The 15,300-nt window shown below is 71.8% G+C and carries 15 protein-coding genes and 4 tRNA genes; 14 read left to right on the top strand and 5 right to left on the bottom strand.

What is annotated here, in order from left to right:
• Positions 1–50: 50 nt before the first annotated feature.
• The 4 genes from VGH85_08720 to VGH85_08705 form a co-directional block, all read right to left on the bottom strand.
• Positions 51–127: transfer RNA gene (locus tag VGH85_08720), tRNA-Val, on the bottom strand.
• A gap of 10 nt (positions 128–137) precedes the next feature.
• Positions 138–208, bottom strand: a tRNA-Cys gene (locus VGH85_08715).
• A 22-nt stretch (positions 209–230) separates the two neighbouring features.
• Positions 231–303 (bottom strand) — tRNA-Gly (locus tag VGH85_08710).
• A gap of 83 nt (positions 304–386) precedes the next feature.
• Positions 387–1,523: a CapA family protein gene (locus VGH85_08705; protein ID HEY2173876.1), complete on the bottom strand. Its 1,137-nt coding sequence runs from the start codon at positions 1,521–1,523 to the stop codon at positions 387–389.
• 162 nt (positions 1,524–1,685) lie between these two features.
• On the opposite strand from VGH85_08705, the gene VGH85_08700 reads away from it, so the two are divergent.
• The 6 genes from VGH85_08700 to VGH85_08675 all read left to right on the top strand — a co-directional run bounded on the left by VGH85_08700 (position 1,686) and on the right by VGH85_08675 (position 6,201).
• Positions 1,686–2,306, top strand: coding sequence for a sigma-70 family RNA polymerase sigma factor (locus tag VGH85_08700; GenBank protein ID HEY2173875.1), 621 nt, complete (start codon positions 1,686–1,688; stop codon positions 2,304–2,306).
• Entirely contained in the window at positions 2,303–3,136 is an 834-nt protein-coding gene (locus VGH85_08695) for an anti-sigma factor (protein ID HEY2173874.1), read from the top strand. Before VGH85_08700 ends, VGH85_08695 begins: the two co-directional genes overlap by 4 nt.
• 49 nt (positions 3,137–3,185) lie before the next feature.
• Positions 3,186–3,524: a TIGR02611 family protein gene (locus VGH85_08690; protein HEY2173873.1), complete on the top strand. Its 339-nt coding sequence runs from the start codon at positions 3,186–3,188 to the stop codon at positions 3,522–3,524.
• Between the two features lie 41 nt (positions 3,525–3,565).
• Positions 3,566–3,637: transfer RNA gene (locus VGH85_08685), tRNA-Val, on the top strand.
• Between the two features lie 54 nt (positions 3,638–3,691).
• Positions 3,692–5,683, top strand: a complete 1,992-nt coding sequence (gene thrS, locus VGH85_08680) for a threonine--tRNA ligase (GenBank protein HEY2173872.1) — start codon at positions 3,692–3,694, stop codon at positions 5,681–5,683.
• A 53-nt stretch (positions 5,684–5,736) separates the two neighbouring features.
• Positions 5,737–6,201, top strand: coding sequence for an HIT domain-containing protein (locus tag VGH85_08675; protein HEY2173871.1), 465 nt, complete (start codon positions 5,737–5,739; stop codon positions 6,199–6,201).
• 3 nt (positions 6,202–6,204) lie between these two features.
• Here VGH85_08675 and VGH85_08670 read toward each other — a convergent pair whose 3' ends face one another.
• Positions 6,205–8,379, bottom strand: coding sequence for an elongation factor G-like protein EF-G2 (locus VGH85_08670; protein ID HEY2173870.1), 2,175 nt, complete (start codon positions 8,377–8,379; stop codon positions 6,205–6,207).
• A 174-nt stretch (positions 8,380–8,553) separates the two neighbouring features.
• On the opposite strand from VGH85_08670, the gene VGH85_08665 reads away from it, so the two are divergent.
• The 8 genes from VGH85_08665 to VGH85_08630 form a co-directional block, all read left to right on the top strand.
• Positions 8,554–9,192 (top strand): CDP-alcohol phosphatidyltransferase family protein, encoded by a 639-nt coding sequence (locus tag VGH85_08665; protein HEY2173869.1) that lies wholly within the window; start codon positions 8,554–8,556, stop codon positions 9,190–9,192.
• Positions 9,189–10,142, top strand: coding sequence for a phosphatidylinositol mannoside acyltransferase (locus VGH85_08660; GenBank protein HEY2173868.1), 954 nt, complete (start codon positions 9,189–9,191; stop codon positions 10,140–10,142). The genes VGH85_08665 and VGH85_08660 overlap by 4 nt, the downstream gene beginning before the upstream one ends.
• A 5-nt stretch (positions 10,143–10,147) precedes the next feature.
• Entirely contained in the window at positions 10,148–11,281 is a 1,134-nt protein-coding gene (locus VGH85_08655; protein ID HEY2173867.1) for a glycosyltransferase family 4 protein, read from the top strand.
• 23 nt (positions 11,282–11,304) lie between these two features.
• On the top strand, positions 11,305–11,844 hold the full coding sequence (locus VGH85_08650; GenBank protein HEY2173866.1) for an NUDIX hydrolase: 540 nt from the start codon (positions 11,305–11,307) through the stop codon (positions 11,842–11,844).
• 19 nt (positions 11,845–11,863) lie between these two features.
• Positions 11,864–12,967 (top strand): DUF3048 domain-containing protein, encoded by a 1,104-nt coding sequence (locus VGH85_08645; GenBank protein ID HEY2173865.1) that lies wholly within the window; start codon positions 11,864–11,866, stop codon positions 12,965–12,967.
• Positions 12,968–13,132: 165 nt separating this feature from the next.
• Positions 13,133–13,993, top strand: coding sequence for a pyridoxal 5'-phosphate synthase lyase subunit PdxS (pdxS, locus tag VGH85_08640; protein ID HEY2173864.1), 861 nt, complete (start codon positions 13,133–13,135; stop codon positions 13,991–13,993).
• 23 nt (positions 13,994–14,016) lie between these two features.
• Positions 14,017–14,628, top strand: coding sequence for a pyridoxal 5'-phosphate synthase glutaminase subunit PdxT (pdxT, locus tag VGH85_08635; GenBank protein ID HEY2173863.1), 612 nt, complete (start codon positions 14,017–14,019; stop codon positions 14,626–14,628).
• On the top strand, positions 14,625–15,300 hold a 676-nt coding region (locus tag VGH85_08630; protein ID HEY2173862.1), incomplete at its 3' end, for a YebC/PmpR family DNA-binding transcriptional regulator. The genes pdxT and VGH85_08630, both read left to right, overlap by 4 nt.

The following is a 15,300-nucleotide window of genomic DNA, read 5'->3' as shown; positions in this document are numbered from 1 at the left end:
GAAAGCGGTGAAGGCCTCCCGAGGGAGGCCTTCTGACCTGCTGAGATACCTGGGTGGGCGACGCTGGGATCGAACCAGCGACCTCTACCGTGTCAAGGTAGCGCTCTCCCACTGAGCTAGCCGCCCAGGCTGATACGAGGTGGAGACGGGATTCGAACCCGTGTACACGGCTTTGCAGGCCGTTGCCTCGCCTCTCGGCCACTCCACCGCGAGGCGCAGGGGCCTCTCCGAGCGGACGACGGGACTCGAACCCGCGACCCTCACCTTGGCAAGGTGATGCGCTACCAACTGCGCTACGTCCGCATACCCACGCCCACCGGCTGACGCGGAGATTGACTCTATCCGACCGTACCGGGCGGGTTCAAACCGCCACCGGCGCCGGAAGGTCAGCCGGTCGGAGCGGCGGCGAGGCCGGTGCAGCCCCGCAGGGCGGCCCAGGCCCGGACCTTGCCGGCCGCCGCGGCGCCGTGGACCGGCACCGGCAGGCCCCGCGGGTCGATGTACGCCGGAGCCAGCGCGGCCTTTACGACCCGCCCGTGCCGGAAGGTCATCGTGAGTACGCCGGTGTCGTTGGAGTAGGCGTTGTCCCGCCACCACACGTAGTTGCCCATCCCGTAGTCGACGTAGGTCCGGCCGAGCCACCCCGCGCCGAGCAGCAGGTGGGCGTGCGTGCCCACGACCGCTGCGGCGCCGGCGTCGGAGAGCCGCCGGGCGAGGTCGCGCTGGACCGGCAGCGGGCACCCGTCGCCCTCCTGACCCCAGTGCACGTAGACCAGCACGATCTCGGCGTGCCGGCGGGCCTGCCGGACGGCCGCGACCAGCCGGTCGGAGAACGCCGACGCGATCCCCGGCCCCGTCGCGGTCGCCGACCAGGCCGTGAGGGTGTAGTCGTCGATCTGGCTGGCGGCGAGAATCGCGACCCGGTGCCCACGCACGGTCGTGGTGTACGGCGCGTAGGCCGCCGCGGCGTCGGACCCGATGCCGATCACCGGGAAGTGGCTGGACCGGATCGCGGCCAGCGAGTCGGCCAGGCCCTGCGGGCCGTAGTCGACCGCGTGGTTGTTGGCCATCGTGGCGACGTCGACGCCTGCGGACCGCAGCGCCGTCAACGCGGAGGCCGGCGCCCGGAAGTGGAACTCCTTGGGCTGGGGGACGCCGCGGCCGGTGATCGCCGTCTCGAGGTTGACCATGGTGATGTCGGCCGCGGACAGGGCCGGGGCGATCGGCTCGAGGGCGGTGGCCGGGTCGGCGAGCCGGGCGCCCAGTCGGCCCGCGAAGTGCACGTCGCCCGCCACCGCGATCCGGACGTCGGCGACCGGCCGGGGGGCCGGCCGGCCCCTCGTCGGTGTCGGGCTCGGCGTCGCCGTGGTCGCGCGGATCTTGTGCGGGCTCCCCGATCCGGGTGCCGGCCGGGCCGCGGGAGAAGGGGTGGAGCAGGCGGCGAGGACCGCTCCGGCGGCCAGCGTCGCGAGGAGACGGCGCCCGTGTAGCGACCGGGCGACGCCGGGATGACCTCGGCCCACGACGGCCAGGCTAGTGCTCCGCGCCCGGTTGACGACCGACCGTGGCGGTGCGCGGCGGGTCGTATCCGGCAAGTGGGATCACCCCGATCGGCCCGCCCGCTAGCGTGTGCTCTGAACCGGACCTCCGGTCGGCGCCGAACACGGTACGTGAGGACTGCAGTGGTGACTGAGCCGCCCGCGGGCGAGGCCGGCGTCGACGACGCCGACCTGATCGCCCGCGTCGGCGCCGGTGACCAGGACGCCCTCGCCGTCCTCTATGACCGTTATGGCCGTCCCTGCTTCTCGCTGGCCCGCCGGATCACGGCCGACATCACCTTCGCCGAAGACGTCGTCCAGGAGGTGTTCCTCGCCGTGTGGCGGGCTCCGGGGAAGTTCGATCCCGGCCGCGGGGCGTTCGGCTCCTGGCTGCTCGCGATGACCCATCACAAGGCGGTCGACGCCGTACGCCGGGAGGAGACGCTGCGCCGGCGGCGGGCCGAGAGCGCCGACGGCGCCGACGCCGCCCGGCAGCACGACGTCCCGGGCGTGGAGGACCAGGTCTGGACCGGCCTGCGCGGGGACCGGGTGCGCGCGGCCCTGCGCGGGCTGCCCGGCGTGCAGCGGGAGGCGCTCGGCCTGGCCTACTTCGGCGGCTACACCCAACGCGAGGTCGCAGCGCTGACCGGCGCACCCTTGGGCACGGTCAAGACCCGGATGCTGGCCGGCATGCGCCGGCTCGCCACGCTGCTCGGTGACGTGGCGGACTCCGCCGGTACGGCGGACGACGAAGGAGCACTCCCGTGAACGCCCCCCGCGACGAGCACGCCGAGTTCGACGAACTCGCGGTCGGGTGGGCCCTGCACGCGCTCGAGCCGGACGACGAGGAGAGCTTCGCCGTGCACCTGCGCGGATGCTCCCGCTGCACCGTCACGGTGCAGACCACCACCGGTGCCCTCACCGAGATCGCCGGCGCGATCCCTGAGGACGAGCCGCCGCCGGGGCTGCGCGACCGGATCATGGGCGCGGTGGCCCGGGAGCCGCAGGAGACCCAGCCCCCGCAGGAGGCACAGCAGCACCGGCCGCCCGCGACCCCGCCGCCGGCGATCCCGCCGGCCGCAACCCCGTCGCCCGCGCCGGGCGCGAGCACTCCGGCGTGGCGTCGCGGGCGGGTCCTGGCCGCGGCCGCCGCGGTGCTGGCGGTCGTCGTCGGTCTCGGGGTGTGGAACGTCGTCCTGCAAGGGGACCGCGACCACCAGGCGAGCCTCGCGCAGCTGTACTCCCGCGCGGTCCACGACGTGACCAGGCCGGGCGTCCCCAGGGCCCAGCTCACCACCGCCGCCGGCGCGCCCATGGCGACCGTGGTCGGAGGCGACGACAAGCTCCGCGTGGTCACCGTCCGGATGCCCGAGAACGACACCCGGACGTCGGTCTACGTGCTGTGGGGGGTGCCCAAGCACGGATCCCCGACGGCAATCGGGACGTTCGACGTGACACGGGACGGCATCAACGACACCGTCGTACGCTCGACAAACGCCGGAGCCCGCTTCCCCGCCTACGCGGTCAGTCACGAGCCCGGCCGGCAGGCGCCCACCCGGCCGTCTGCGGTCATCGCGAGCGGAACTGTGAGCGATTGAGCTGAGCGATACGCGGCGCGCGGGCGGGATACGGGCCTGGCGGGACCGGGTGCGGGCGCACCCGGTGCTGCGGCAGGTCTACCGCGGCGCGGTCGCGATCGTCGGGACCGCGGTCATCGCCGGCGGCATCCTGCTGCTCCCGCTGCCGGGTCCCGGGTGGGTGATCATCTTTCTCGGGCTGGCGATCCTCGGCAGCGAGTTCACCTGGGCGAAGCGGCTGCTGCGGTTCGCGCGGGACAAGGTCACCGCGTGGACCCGCTGGGCGGCCCGGCAGTCCCTTCCGGTGCGGGTGCTCCTCGCCGCCGGCGTAGTCGCGATCGTCGCGGGGGTCCTGGTCGGGTACTTCGCCTGGCAAGGGGTGCCCTCGTGGGTGCCGTTCATCGGGTAAGGTCGGCACGCTGATCCGGCCGGGGGAAACCGCACGTGCCGGGGCGATTAGCTCAGCGGGAGAGCGCCTCGTTCACACCGAGGAGGTCACTGGTTCGATCCCAGTATCGCCCACCGGGTTTCTTCCGTTCCGAGGCGACGCGAACCCTTTCTCCCGAGGAGCACACAGTGTCCAGCCCCGAGTCGTCCTCCGGTCACGCCGTCGTCGCGGTACCGGCCGGGACGACGGCGGGGGAGGCGCTGACCACCGCGGGAATCGCCGACGCCGTCGTCGTCCGTGACCCCGAGGGACAGCTGCACGACCTCGACTGGGCCCCGCATGGACCGGCCGAGGTCGAGCCGGTACCGATCGCGAGCCCGGCCGGGCGCGCGGTGCTGCGGCACTCCACGGCGCACGTGATGGCCCAGGCCGTGCAGGAGCTCTTCCCCGACGCCAAACTCGGCATCGGACCGCCGGTGCAGGACGGGTTCTACTACGACTTCGGTGTCGACGAGCCCTTCCATCCCGAGGACCTCGAGCGCATCGAGAAGCGGATGCGGGCGATCGTCAAGGAGGGGCAGACCTTCGTCCGCCGGGTCGTCGACGACGAAGAGGCCCGTGAGGAGCTCGCCGACGAGCCCTACAAGCAGGAGCTGATCGGCCTGAAGGGCTCGGCCGCCGATGCGGCCGAGGGCGCCTCCGTCGAGGTCGGCGCGGGCGAGCTGACCATCTACGACAACGTGCGCCGCGACGGCTCGGTGGCCTGGAAGGACCTGTGCCGAGGGCCGCATCTGCCCACCACCAAGGCGATTCCGGCGTTCACGCTGACCCGCAGCGCGGCGGCGTACTGGCGGGGCAACGAGGCCAACCCGCAACTGCAGCGGATCTACGGCACGGCGTGGGAGTCGCGCGACGCGCTCAAGGAGCACCTGCGGATGGTCGCGGAGGCCGAGCGGCGCGACCACCGCCGCCTGGGCGCCGAGCTCGACCTGTTCAGCTTCCCGACCGAGATCGGCTCCGGGCTCGCCGTGTGGCATCCGCGCGGCGGCACCATCCGGCGGGTCATGGAGGAGTACTCGCGCCGGCGGCACGAGGACGGGGGCTACGAGTTCGTCTACACGCCGCATCTGGCCAAGTCGACGCTGTTCGAGACCTCCGGCCATTTGCAGTGGTACGCCGACGGCATGTACCCGCCGATGCAGATGGAGGGTGCCGACTACTACCTCAAGCCGATGAACTGCCCGATGCACCTGATGATTTTCAAGTCGCACGGGCGCTCCTACCGCGAACTCCCGGTCCGGTTGTTCGAGTTCGGATCGGTCTACCGCTACGAGAAGTCCGGCGTCGTGCACGGCCTGACCCGGGCCCGCGGCTTCACCCAGGACGACGCCCACATCTTCTGCGCCCCGGACCAGCTGCAGGACGAGCTGGCCAGCCTGCTGCGCTTCGTGCTCGACCTGCTCCGCGACTTCGGGCTCACCGAGTTCACCGCGGAGCTGTCGACCCGGCCGGAGAAGTTCGTCGGGGAGATCGCGCAGTGGAACGAGGCGGAGGCCGCGCTCGAGGAAGCGCTCAAGCGCGCCGACGTGCCCTATTCGATCGCCGAAGGCGAGGGCGCCTTCTACGCACCGAAGATCGACGTGCACGTGCAGGATGCGATCGGTCGCCGTTGGCAGCTGTCGACACTGCAGGTCGACCTCCAGCTGCCGGAGCGCTTCGACGTCGAGTACCAGGACGCCGACGGCACCCGGCGGCGGCCCTACATGATCCACCGGGCGTTGTTCGGGTCCGAAGAGCGGTTCTTCGCCATCCTGCTCGAGCACTACGCCGGCGCGTTCCCGGTGTGGCTGGCCCCGGTACAGGCCGTCGGGATCCCGGTGTCCGACTCGCACGTCGACTACCTCACCGGTGTCGTCGATCGGCTGCGGGACCGTGGGATCCGGGCCGAGGTCGACGCCTCCGACGACCGGATGCAGAAGAAGATCCGCACCCAGACCAAGCAGAAGGTGCCCTACCTGTTGATCGCGGGCGACGACGACGTCGCCGCCGGTGCGGTGTCCTTCCGTTACCGCGACGGGTCGCAGCGCAACGGCATCCCGGTCGAGCAGGCGATCGAGGAGATCGCGGCGACAGCGGCGTCCCGCGACAACGCGTCGCCGAGCGCGGCCACCTCGTCGTGACCGAGCGGTCCGACGCGACGGACGCCTTCGAGCGGCTGTGGACGCCGCACCGGATGGCCTACATCCGCGGTGAGAGCAAGCCCGGTGATTCCGACGAGTGCCCGTTCTGCGCGGCCCCGGCCGGATCGGACGAGGACGGTCTGATCGTCGCGCGCGGCGACACCGTCTACGCCGTCCTCAATCTCTATCCCTACAACGCGGGCCATCTGCTCGTGGTGCCCTACCGCCACGTCCCCGACTACACCGACCTCACCGACGGGGAGTGCGCCGACGTCGCGGCCTTCACCCGGCAGGCGATGCGGACGCTGCGCGCCGTGAGCGGTGCGCACGGCTTCAACATCGGGATGAACCAGGGCAGCGTCGCGGGAGCCGGGATCGCCGCGCACCTGCATCAGCACGTCGTCCCGCGCTGGGGTGGCGACACCAACTTCATGCCGGTCGTCGGCCTCACCCGGGTGCTGCCCGAACTGCTCGCCGACACCCGCGCGCTGCTCGCCGAGGCGTGGCCGGTCGGCTGACCCTCAGGCTGAGGCGGTCTCCTTGAGCAGGTGCGAGGCCTCGTGCTCGGGCATGGGGTCGTGCCGCAGATAGGTGCGGGCGAACCGGCCGGTGCCGGCCGTGATCGACCGGAGGTCGACGGCGTACCGCATGAGTTCGGATTCGGGGACCTCGGCGCTGACCTTCGACCGTTCGTTGCCGACCGGCTCGGTGCCGGTGACCCGCCCGCGCCGCCCGGACAGATCGCTCAGCACGGCACCGACGTAATCGTCGGGCACCTCGACCGCGACCGTGTCGACCGGCTCCAGCAGCTGGATGCGGCCGTGCCCCGCGGCCTCGCGCAGCGCCAGCGCGCCCGCTGTCTGGAACGCGGCGTCGGAGGAGTCGACGCTGTGGGTCTTGCCGTCGACCAGCGTCACGCGGACGTCGACCAGCGGGAACCCCGCCGCGACACCGCGGACCATCTGCGCCCGGACACCCTTCTCGACCGACTGGATGAACTGGTTGGGTACGGCGCCGCCCACGATCTTGTCGACGAACTCGAAGCCGGCGCCGCGGTCGAGCGGTTCGACCTCGATGTCGCAGATCGCGTACTGCCCGTGGCCGCCGGACTGCTTGACGTGCCGACCGCGTCCGGTGGCGCGCGCTCCGAACGTCTCCCGCAGCGGGGTGATGACCGGGACGGTCTTCAGGTCGACGCCCTGTTCCTTCAGCCGGTCGAGCAGGACGTCGGCGTGCGCCTCGCCCATGCACCACAGCACGAGCTGGTGCGTCTCGGCGTTGCGCTCCAGGCGCATCGTCGGGTCACCGGCGGTCAGCTTCACGAGGCCTTTCGCGAGTGCGTCCTCGTCGCTGCGTGACGTCGCCTGCACGGCCACCGGCAGGAGCGGTTCGGGCATGTCCCAGGCGGCGATCAGCATCGGGTCGTCCTTCGCCGACACGGTGTCGCCGGTTTCGGCGCTGGCCAGCTTGGTCACCGCGCAGATGTCACCGGCCACGCAGCGGGTCACCGGCCGCAGCGTGGCGCCGAGCGGGGAGTGCAGGTGCCCGAGCCGCTCGTCCTCGTCGTGGTCGTCGTGCCCGCGCTCGGCCAGGCCGTGCCCGGAGACGTGCACCGGGGTGTCCGCCCGCAGCGTCCCGGAGAAGACCCGCACCAGGGAGACCCGGCCGACGTAGGCGTCGACCGTCGTCTTGACCACCTCGGCGACCAGCGGGCCGGCCGGGTCGCAGGTGAGCGGCGGGTGCGGGTTGCCGTCCACCCCGGTGGTCGGCGGCAGGTCGCGTTCGAGCGGGGACGGAAAGGCGCTGGTCAGCAGCTCCAGCAGCTCGGCGATGCCGACACCGGTCGTCGCGGAGGAGCCCAGGACGGGGAAGAACGAGCCGCGGGCGACCGCGGTCTCGAGGTCGTCGACGAGGATGTCCATGTCGATGTCCTCGCCGCCCAGATAGCGCTCCATCAGGGTCTCGTCCTCGCTTTCGGCGATGACCCCTTCGATCAGGGCGTTGCGGGCCTCCTCGATCAGCTGCAGATGTTCGGGGTCGGGGTCGCGTTCGGTCGGCGGGTAACCGGACGCCGAGTAGTCGAAGACCTTGCGCGAGAGCAGACCGATCATTCCGGCGACCGATCCGTCGTCGGCGTGCATCGGGAGGTAGAGGGGCAGCACACCCTCGCCGAAGGCGCGTTGGCACTCGGCGAGGCTCTGGTCGAAATCGGCCCGTTGGTGGTCGAGACGGGTGATCACGACCGCACGCGGCATCCCGACGGAGGCACATTCGTCCCACAGGGTGACGGTCGCGGCATCGATGCCGTCGACGGCCGAGACGACGAACAGGGCCGCATCGGCCGCGCGCAGGCCCGCCCGCAGCTCCCCGGTGAAGTCGGCGTAGCCCGGTGTGTCGAGCAGGTTGACCTTCACACCGTCGTGCTCGAACGGCGCGACCGACAGCGACACCGACCGTTGTTGGCGGACTTCCGCCGGATCGGCATCGCTCACGGTCGTCCCGTCCGGGACCGATCCCATCCGCGGGATCGTGCCGGTGGAGGCCAGCAGCGCCTCGGCCAGCGTCGTCTTCCCGGCACCGGAGTGTCCGACAAGCGCGACGTTGCGCACCTTTTCGGGGCGGTCGATCGGCGGGACGGCCGCGGCCGCCCCGCGATCCGAGCCCCGCCCGGTACCTCCTGATGATTTCGTCGCCATGACCGCCTCCGCTACCCCATCGCTACCCGAGCGCCGGACCCTGTTCGGCGATTCGACACCCATCCCGCAACGGCAGCAAGGGGTCGCCGTCCGCCGCGTGGCCCGAGGCAAGCATGCCGCGGCGCTATCGTTGCGGCACCGATATCCCGCGATTTTCAGCCGAACGGACCGCGAATGCTCAATCTGTTCGCTCGCGCCTCGATCTCCAAGGTGCTTGCCCCGGTGGGTGCTCGACTGGCCAAGGCCGGTGTGACACCGGACGTCGTGACCGTCGTCGGGACGATCGGGGCGGTTGCGGGTGCGCTGGTCTTCTTCCCGCGCGGTGAGTTCTTCGTCGGCACGTTGGTGATCTGGTTCTTCGTGATGCTCGACATGGTCGACGGCGCCGTCGCGCGGGCCGGACGCGGCTCGTCCCGGTTCGGGGCGGTGCTCGACTCGACCTGCGACCGGTTCGCCGACGCCGCGGTGTTCGGCTCGCTGGCCTGGTGGTTCGCCGGCCGCGGCCACAGCAGTGCGCTGGAGTTGGCGGCATTGCTCTGCCTGGTCCTGTCGACGGTCACGTCCTACGTCAAAGCCCGGGCCGAGGGACTCGGCATGACCTGCAACGTCGGGATAGCCGAGCGGGCCGAGCGGCTGATCGTCATTCTCGTCGGCACCGGGTTGGCCGGACTCGGCGTGCCGTATGTTCAGGCGATTGCGTTGTGGCTGCTCGTCGCCGCGACCGCCGTGACGGTCGCACAGCGCCTGATCGAGGTGTGGCGGCAGAGTAAGGAGACCAACAAGACGTCGGCGGGTGCAGGGTCGGCGCGGTGAGTCGAGCGAAGGTGGATGACGGCGTGCGGGGACGGCTGCAGGACCTGGCCTACGCCGCCGGGTGGTGGGCGGTGAAGGTGCTCCCGCGACGACTGACCGAACGCGTCTTCCGGAAGGCCGCCGACATCGCCTTCCGCCGTCGCGGTCCCGGGGTACGCCGCCTCGCGGCCAACCTGCGCCGGGTGGTCGGACCGGACGTCGACGAGGCGACCCACGACGACCTGGTCCGCCGCGGCATGCAGTCCTATGCGCGGTACTGGCTCGAGACCTTCCGGCTGCCGGTGATGGACAAGCCCGCAGTGGTCGCGCGGATCTCGATGTCGCGCCAGGAGATCTTCGATGCCGCCCGGGCCGACGGACGCGGACTCATCCTCGCCCTCCCGCACATCGGGAATTGGGACGTCAGCGGGATCTGGCTGGTCGCTCAGGGCGAGCCGTTCACCACCGTCGCCGAGCGCCTGAAACCCGAATCGCTCTACCAGCGATTCGTCGACTACCGCGAGGGTCTCGGCATGGAGGTGCTGCCGCTCGAGGGCGGTGACCGCAACCCGGCGGAGGTGCTCGCCGAGCGGCTCCGGGCGGGCGGCGTGGTGTGCCTGCTCGCCGACCGGGACCTCTCGGCCGCCGGCGTACCGGTGACCTTCTTCGGCGAGGCGACCCGGATGCCCGCCGGGCCGGCGTTGCTGGCGGCCCGGACCGGAGCAGCGCTGATTCCGGTCGGTCAGTGGTTCGACGGCGCGGACTGGGCGATCACGTTCCACCCCCGGATCGAGCTCGACGGCGGGCTCCGGCTCCGGGACCGGGTCGCCGCGGCGACCCAACAACTCGCCAACGCCTTCGAGACGGACATCCGCGCCCACCCCGAGGACTGGCACATGCTCCAGCGGCTGTGGGTCGCGGACTTCGGCGGTGACCGGGCGCTTGCGCCCAGTGTCGTCGCCCGGCGGTGAGCCGGATGCGGGTCGGACTCGTCTGCCCCTATCCGTGGGACGTTCCCGGCGGTGTGCAGGCCCATGTCCGCGACCTGGCCGAGACGCTGCTCGACCTCGGCCACTACGTCTCGGTGCTCTCCCCGGCCAATGACGAGACCGCCCTCCCGCATTACGTCGTCGGCGTCGGCCGCGCAGTCCCGGTCCGCTACAACGGCTCCGTGGCCCGGCTGCAGTTCGGCCCGGTCTCGGCCGCGCGGGTCCGGCGCTGGCTGCGCGAGGGGCACTTCGATGTCCTGCACCTGCACGAACCGGTCGCGCCCAGCGTGTCGTTGCTGGCCTGCATGCTGGCCAGCGGGCCGATCGTCGCCACCTTCCACACCTCCAACCCGCGGTCGCGGTCGCTGTCGGCCGCGCAGGGAATGCTGCAGCCGTTCCTGGAGAAGATCCGCGGCCGGATCGCCGTGTCCGATGCGGCCCGCCAGGTGCAGGTCGAGCACCTCGGCGGCGACGCCGTGGAGATCCCCAATGGCGTGTCGGTCGCGCGGTTCGCCGGGGCGACACCGCTGCCGGGGTACCCGAGGACCGGGGGAACGGTCGGCTTCATCGGCCGCTACGACGAGCCGCGCAAGGGGATGGCGGTGCTGCTCGCTGCCCTGGCCCGGTTGGCGCCGTCCCGGCCGGACCTTCGGCTGGTGGTCGCCGGCGGGGGAGACGCCGAGGAGCTGCGTACGGAGCTGCCGCGCAGCCTGACCGGCCGGGTGGATCTGCTCGGCGTGGTCAGCGAGACCGACAAGGCCCGGCTGCTGGCGTCGCTGGACGTCTACTGCGCCCCCAACCTCGGCATGGAGAGCTTCGGGATCATCCTGCTCGAGGCCATGGCCGCAGGGACCGCGATCGCGGCCAGCAACCTCGAGCCGTTCCGCAAGGTGTTGCGCGGCGGCTCGGCGGCCGTGCTGTTCCCGCCCGGCGACGCGGGCGCGCTCGCCGACTCGCTGGCGGGGCTGCTCGACGCCCCCGGGCGGCGGGCCGAGCTCGCCGCGATCGGGCGAGAGGTGGTGCGTGCCTACGACTGGCCGGTGGTCGCGGCCCAGATCCTGCAGGTCTACGAGACGGTGGTCGCGGTCGAACCGGAGCAGGTAACTGCCGAGGGCGGCTGAGCGGCGCCGCCTACGATCGGGGGATGGAGATCGCCGTACTGGTCATCGCCTTCCTGGCTCTGCTGGCGACGTGGGTCACCTGGACGACGACGCGTCTCGACCGGCTCGACACCCGGGTCGACGCCGCCCAGGCCTCCCTCGACGCCCAGCTGGTCCGTCGCGCCGCCGCCGTGCAGGCGCTCGCCGACCGCGCCCCCGAACCGCTCGGTGCCGCCCGCACCGAACGGCTGCGTACGGCGTCCCGGGCGGCGCTGGAGGCCGACGCGAGCGTCCGCGAGGCGGCCGAGAACGACCTCGGCCGGGCCGTGGCCGACCTGCCACCGGGCCTCGACCCCGACTCGATGCGCGATCTGGTCGACGCCTCGACCCGGGTGGTGCTCGCTCGCCGTTTCTACAACGACGCGGTGCGTGACACCCGGTCGCTGCGCTCCCGCCGCCTGCCGCGCCTCTTGGCACCGGCCGGCCGGCGCCCGCTGCCGGCGTTCTTCGAGATCGCCGATGCCCCCGTCCCGCGGCGCGGCACCACCGAGCCGGAGACGCCCGCCTCCCCGGTACGGCGCTGAGCCCGGCTACGCTCCCCCCGTGTTCTGGAATCGTCACAGCCGACTGCTGGTCGTGCTGCTCGCCGCCGGCATCGCGGCGCTGACCGCCTGCACCTCGGGAAGCGACAAGCCGAGCGCGGCGGCCAAGTCCTCCTCGGCGGCGCCCACGTCGGCCAGCCCGTCGCCGTCGCCATCCCCGAAGCCGAAACCGAAGCCCAAGCCCAAGCCCAAGCCCAAGCCCAAACCCAAGCCGCCGGCCGTCAACCCGCTGACCGGTCTCGGGCCGGTGCCTAAGGGCCCGGTCATCGGCGTCAAGATCGACAACACCTCGGCGGCGTACCCGCAGATCGGGGTCAACGACGCCGACGTGGTCTACGCCGAGCAGGTGGAGGGCGGGCTGACCCGACTGCTCGCCGTGTTCGCGAGCCACCGGCCGAGCGAGGTCGGCCCGGTCCGCAGCGTGCGGTTCAGTGATCCCGCGCTGCTGAGGCAGTACGGCAAGCCCGCGCTGGCGTTCTCCGGCGGCGCGGCCGCCGTCGTGGCCAACTTCGAGCGCAGCGGCCTCGTCGACGCGTCGGCCGGCGCCATCCCGAGCGCCTACCACCGGGCCGGGGACCGGCCGAGCCCGTACAACCTGGTCGCCAACCTGCAGGGCCTGACCGCCAACCTGCACAAGGCGACCGGCGCGAAGGACATCGGCATGCGCTGGGCGTTGAAGGACCCGCAGCAGGTGCAGAAGGCGCAGACGGTGCACGGCCTGACCGGGACGGTCGGCGGCACCCCGATCTCGTTCCGATGGGGCGCGAAGACCCGGCGCTGGATCCGCACCGTCGACGGCGCCGACCTGCACACGGCCAGCGGCGCAGCGGTGAGCACGCCCAACGTGATCGTGCAGATCTGTCAGGTCACCGTCGACCGCGGCGACATCGACGCGGCCGGCAACCCGTCGGCCGACACGAAGACCGTGGGCAACGGCGCGGCGTACGTCTTCCGCGACGGGCACATGCTGCGCGGGCACTGGACCCGCGGCAACCGGGCCGCGCCCACCGTGTTCCGGGACAAGGCCGGCCACGACCTGCTGCTGCACCCGGGCGGCACCTGGGTGCTGCTGGTCGGCAAGGCCAACGGGCTGTCCATCCACTGACCGGTCGGTCGCACGCTGAGGTGCCGGTCACACCGACCCGTCGCCGTACGATGGGCACGACGGCCCCCTCACGCACCGAAAGGCACCGACTTGTCCAGCCCTGAGAGTCCTGAGACCACGCCGGCCGCTCCGTCGTCGCCCACCCCGCGGGCCGGCACCGCCCGCGTGAAGCGAGGCATGGCGGAGATGCTCAAGGGCGGCGTGATCATGGATGTGGTCACCGCCGCGCAGGCCAAGATCGCCGAGGACGCCGGCGCGGTGGCCGTTATGGCACTGGAGCGGGTTCCCGCCGACATCCGTGCGCAGGGCGGGGTGGCCCGGGCCAGCGACCCCGACATGATCGACGAGATCATCAGCGCGGTCTCCATCCCGGTGATGGCGAAGGCCCGCATCGGGCACTTCGTCGAGGCCCAGGTGCTCCAGTCCCTCGGCGTCGACTACGTCGACGAGTCGGAGGTGCTCACCCCGGCCGACGAGAGCCACCACATCGACAAGTGGGCGTTCACCGTGCCGTTCGTGTGCGGTGCCACCAACCTCGGTGAGGCGCTGCGCCGGATCTCCGAAGGGGCCGCGATGATCCGGTCCAAGGGCGAGGCCGGCACCGGCAACGTGGTCGAGGCGACGCGGCACATGCGCTCGATCCGCACCGAGATCGGTCGCCTGTCCACATTGGACAGTGCGGAGCTGTACGCCGCCGCCAAGGACCTTCGTGCGCCCTACGAGCTCGTCGCCGAGGTCGCCGAGGCGGGCAAGCTGCCGGTCGTCCTTTTCACCGCCGGCGGGATCGCGACGCCGGCCGACGCGGCGATGATGATGCAGCTCGGGGCCGAGGGCGTCTTCGTCGGTTCCGGCATCTTCAAGGCCGGCGATCCCGAGCGGCGCGCATCGGCGATCGTGGCCGCCACGACGTTCCACGACGACCCCGATGTCGTCGCCAAGGTCTCCCGCGGACTGGGCGAGGCGATGGTCGGCATCAACGTCGACACGCTCCCCGAGGAGCAGCGCTACGCCGATCGCGGCTGGTGACACCGGCGACCTACCCTGGACCGGTGGCCAACTCCCGACCGCTGATCGGCGTACTCGCCCTGCAGGGTGACGTGCGAGAGCACCTGCGCATGCTCACCGAGTGCGGCGCGGACGCCCGGCCGGTACGCCGCCCGGAGGAGATCGAGGACCTCGACGGCATCGTCATCCCCGGCGGGGAGTCGACCACGATCGCCAACCTCGCGGAGATCTTCGAGCTCGCCGAACCGCTCGGGAAGCGGATCGCCGGCGGCCTGCCCGCCTATGGCACCTGCGCCGGGATGATCATGCTGGCCGACCGGATCGTCGATGGCGCCGCGGGTCAGCGGACCTTCGGCGGGATCGACATGACCGTCCGGCGCAACGCGTTCGGCCGGCAGATCGACTCCTTCGAGGCCGACGTCCACCTGAGCGGGGTCGACGGACCGCCGTACCACGCGGTGTTCATCCGGGCACCCTGGGTCGAGAACGTCGGTGCCGGGGTGCATCCCCTCGGGACGGTCGAGGCCGGCCCGGCCGCGGGTAGAATCGTCGCCGTCCGGCAGGGGAACCGTCTGGCGACGTCGTTCCATCCGGAACTCACCGGCGACGCACGCGTACACGGGCTGTTCGTCCAGATCGTGAAGGGACAAGCATGAGCGGCCACTCCAAGTGGGCCACGACCAAGCACAAGAAGGCCGTCGTCGACGCCAAGCGCGGCAAGATGTTCGCGAAGCTGATCAAGAACATCGAGGTGGCCGCCCGCACGGGCGGCGGCGATCCGGCCGGCAACCCGACGCTCTACGACGCCATTCAGAAGGCGAAGAAGAGCTCGGTCCCCAATGACAACATCGAGCGGGCCGCCAAGCGCGGCGCCGGCCTCGAAGCGGGCGGCGCCACCTGGGAGACCATCACCTACGAGGGTTACGGCCCCGGCGGGGTCGCCCTGCTGATCGAGTGCCTGACCGACAACCGCAATCGCGCCGCGTCCGACGTACGCACGGCGATGACCCGCAACGGCGGTTCGATGGCCGACCCCGGCTCGGTGTCCTACCTGTTCAACCGCAAGGGCGTCCTCGTCGTCCCCAAGTCGCAGGACGGGCGGGACATCACCGAGGACGACGTCCTCGAGGCGACTCTCGAGGCCGGAGCGGAGGACGTCGAGGACCTCGGCGAGGCGTTCGAGGTCGTCAGTGAGCCGACCGATCTGGTCGCGGTACGCACCGCCCTGCAGAAGGCCGGCATCGACTACGAGTCGGCCGACCAGTCGTTCCTGCCGAGCGTCCAGGTCGAACTGAACGAGGACGGCGCCCGCAAGCTGTTCCGGCTGG

The organism is Mycobacteriales bacterium (assembly GCA_036497565.1).
Classification (GTDB): domain Bacteria; phylum Actinomycetota; class Actinomycetes; order Mycobacteriales; family QHCD01; genus DASXJE01.
This window is presented reverse-complemented; position numbering and strand designations above follow the sequence as displayed.

Excerpts from the sequence above, each read along its gene's own strand:
- VGH85_08650 (HEY2173866.1), top strand. The coding sequence starts at position 11,305 with ATGGAGATCGCCGTACTGGTCATCGCCTTCCTGGCTCTGCTGGCGACG.
- VGH85_08665 (HEY2173869.1), top strand. The coding sequence starts at position 8,554 with ATGCTCAATCTGTTCGCTCGCGCCTCGATCTCCAAGGTGCTTGCCCCG.
- VGH85_08655 (HEY2173867.1), top strand. The coding sequence starts at position 10,148 with ATGCGGGTCGGACTCGTCTGCCCCTATCCGTGGGACGTTCCCGGCGGT.
- VGH85_08675 (HEY2173871.1), top strand. The coding sequence starts at position 5,737 with ATGGCCTACATCCGCGGTGAGAGCAAGCCCGGTGATTCCGACGAGTGC.
- VGH85_08670 (HEY2173870.1), bottom strand. The coding sequence starts at position 8,379 with ATGGCGACGAAATCATCAGGAGGTACCGGGCGGGGCTCGGATCGCGGG.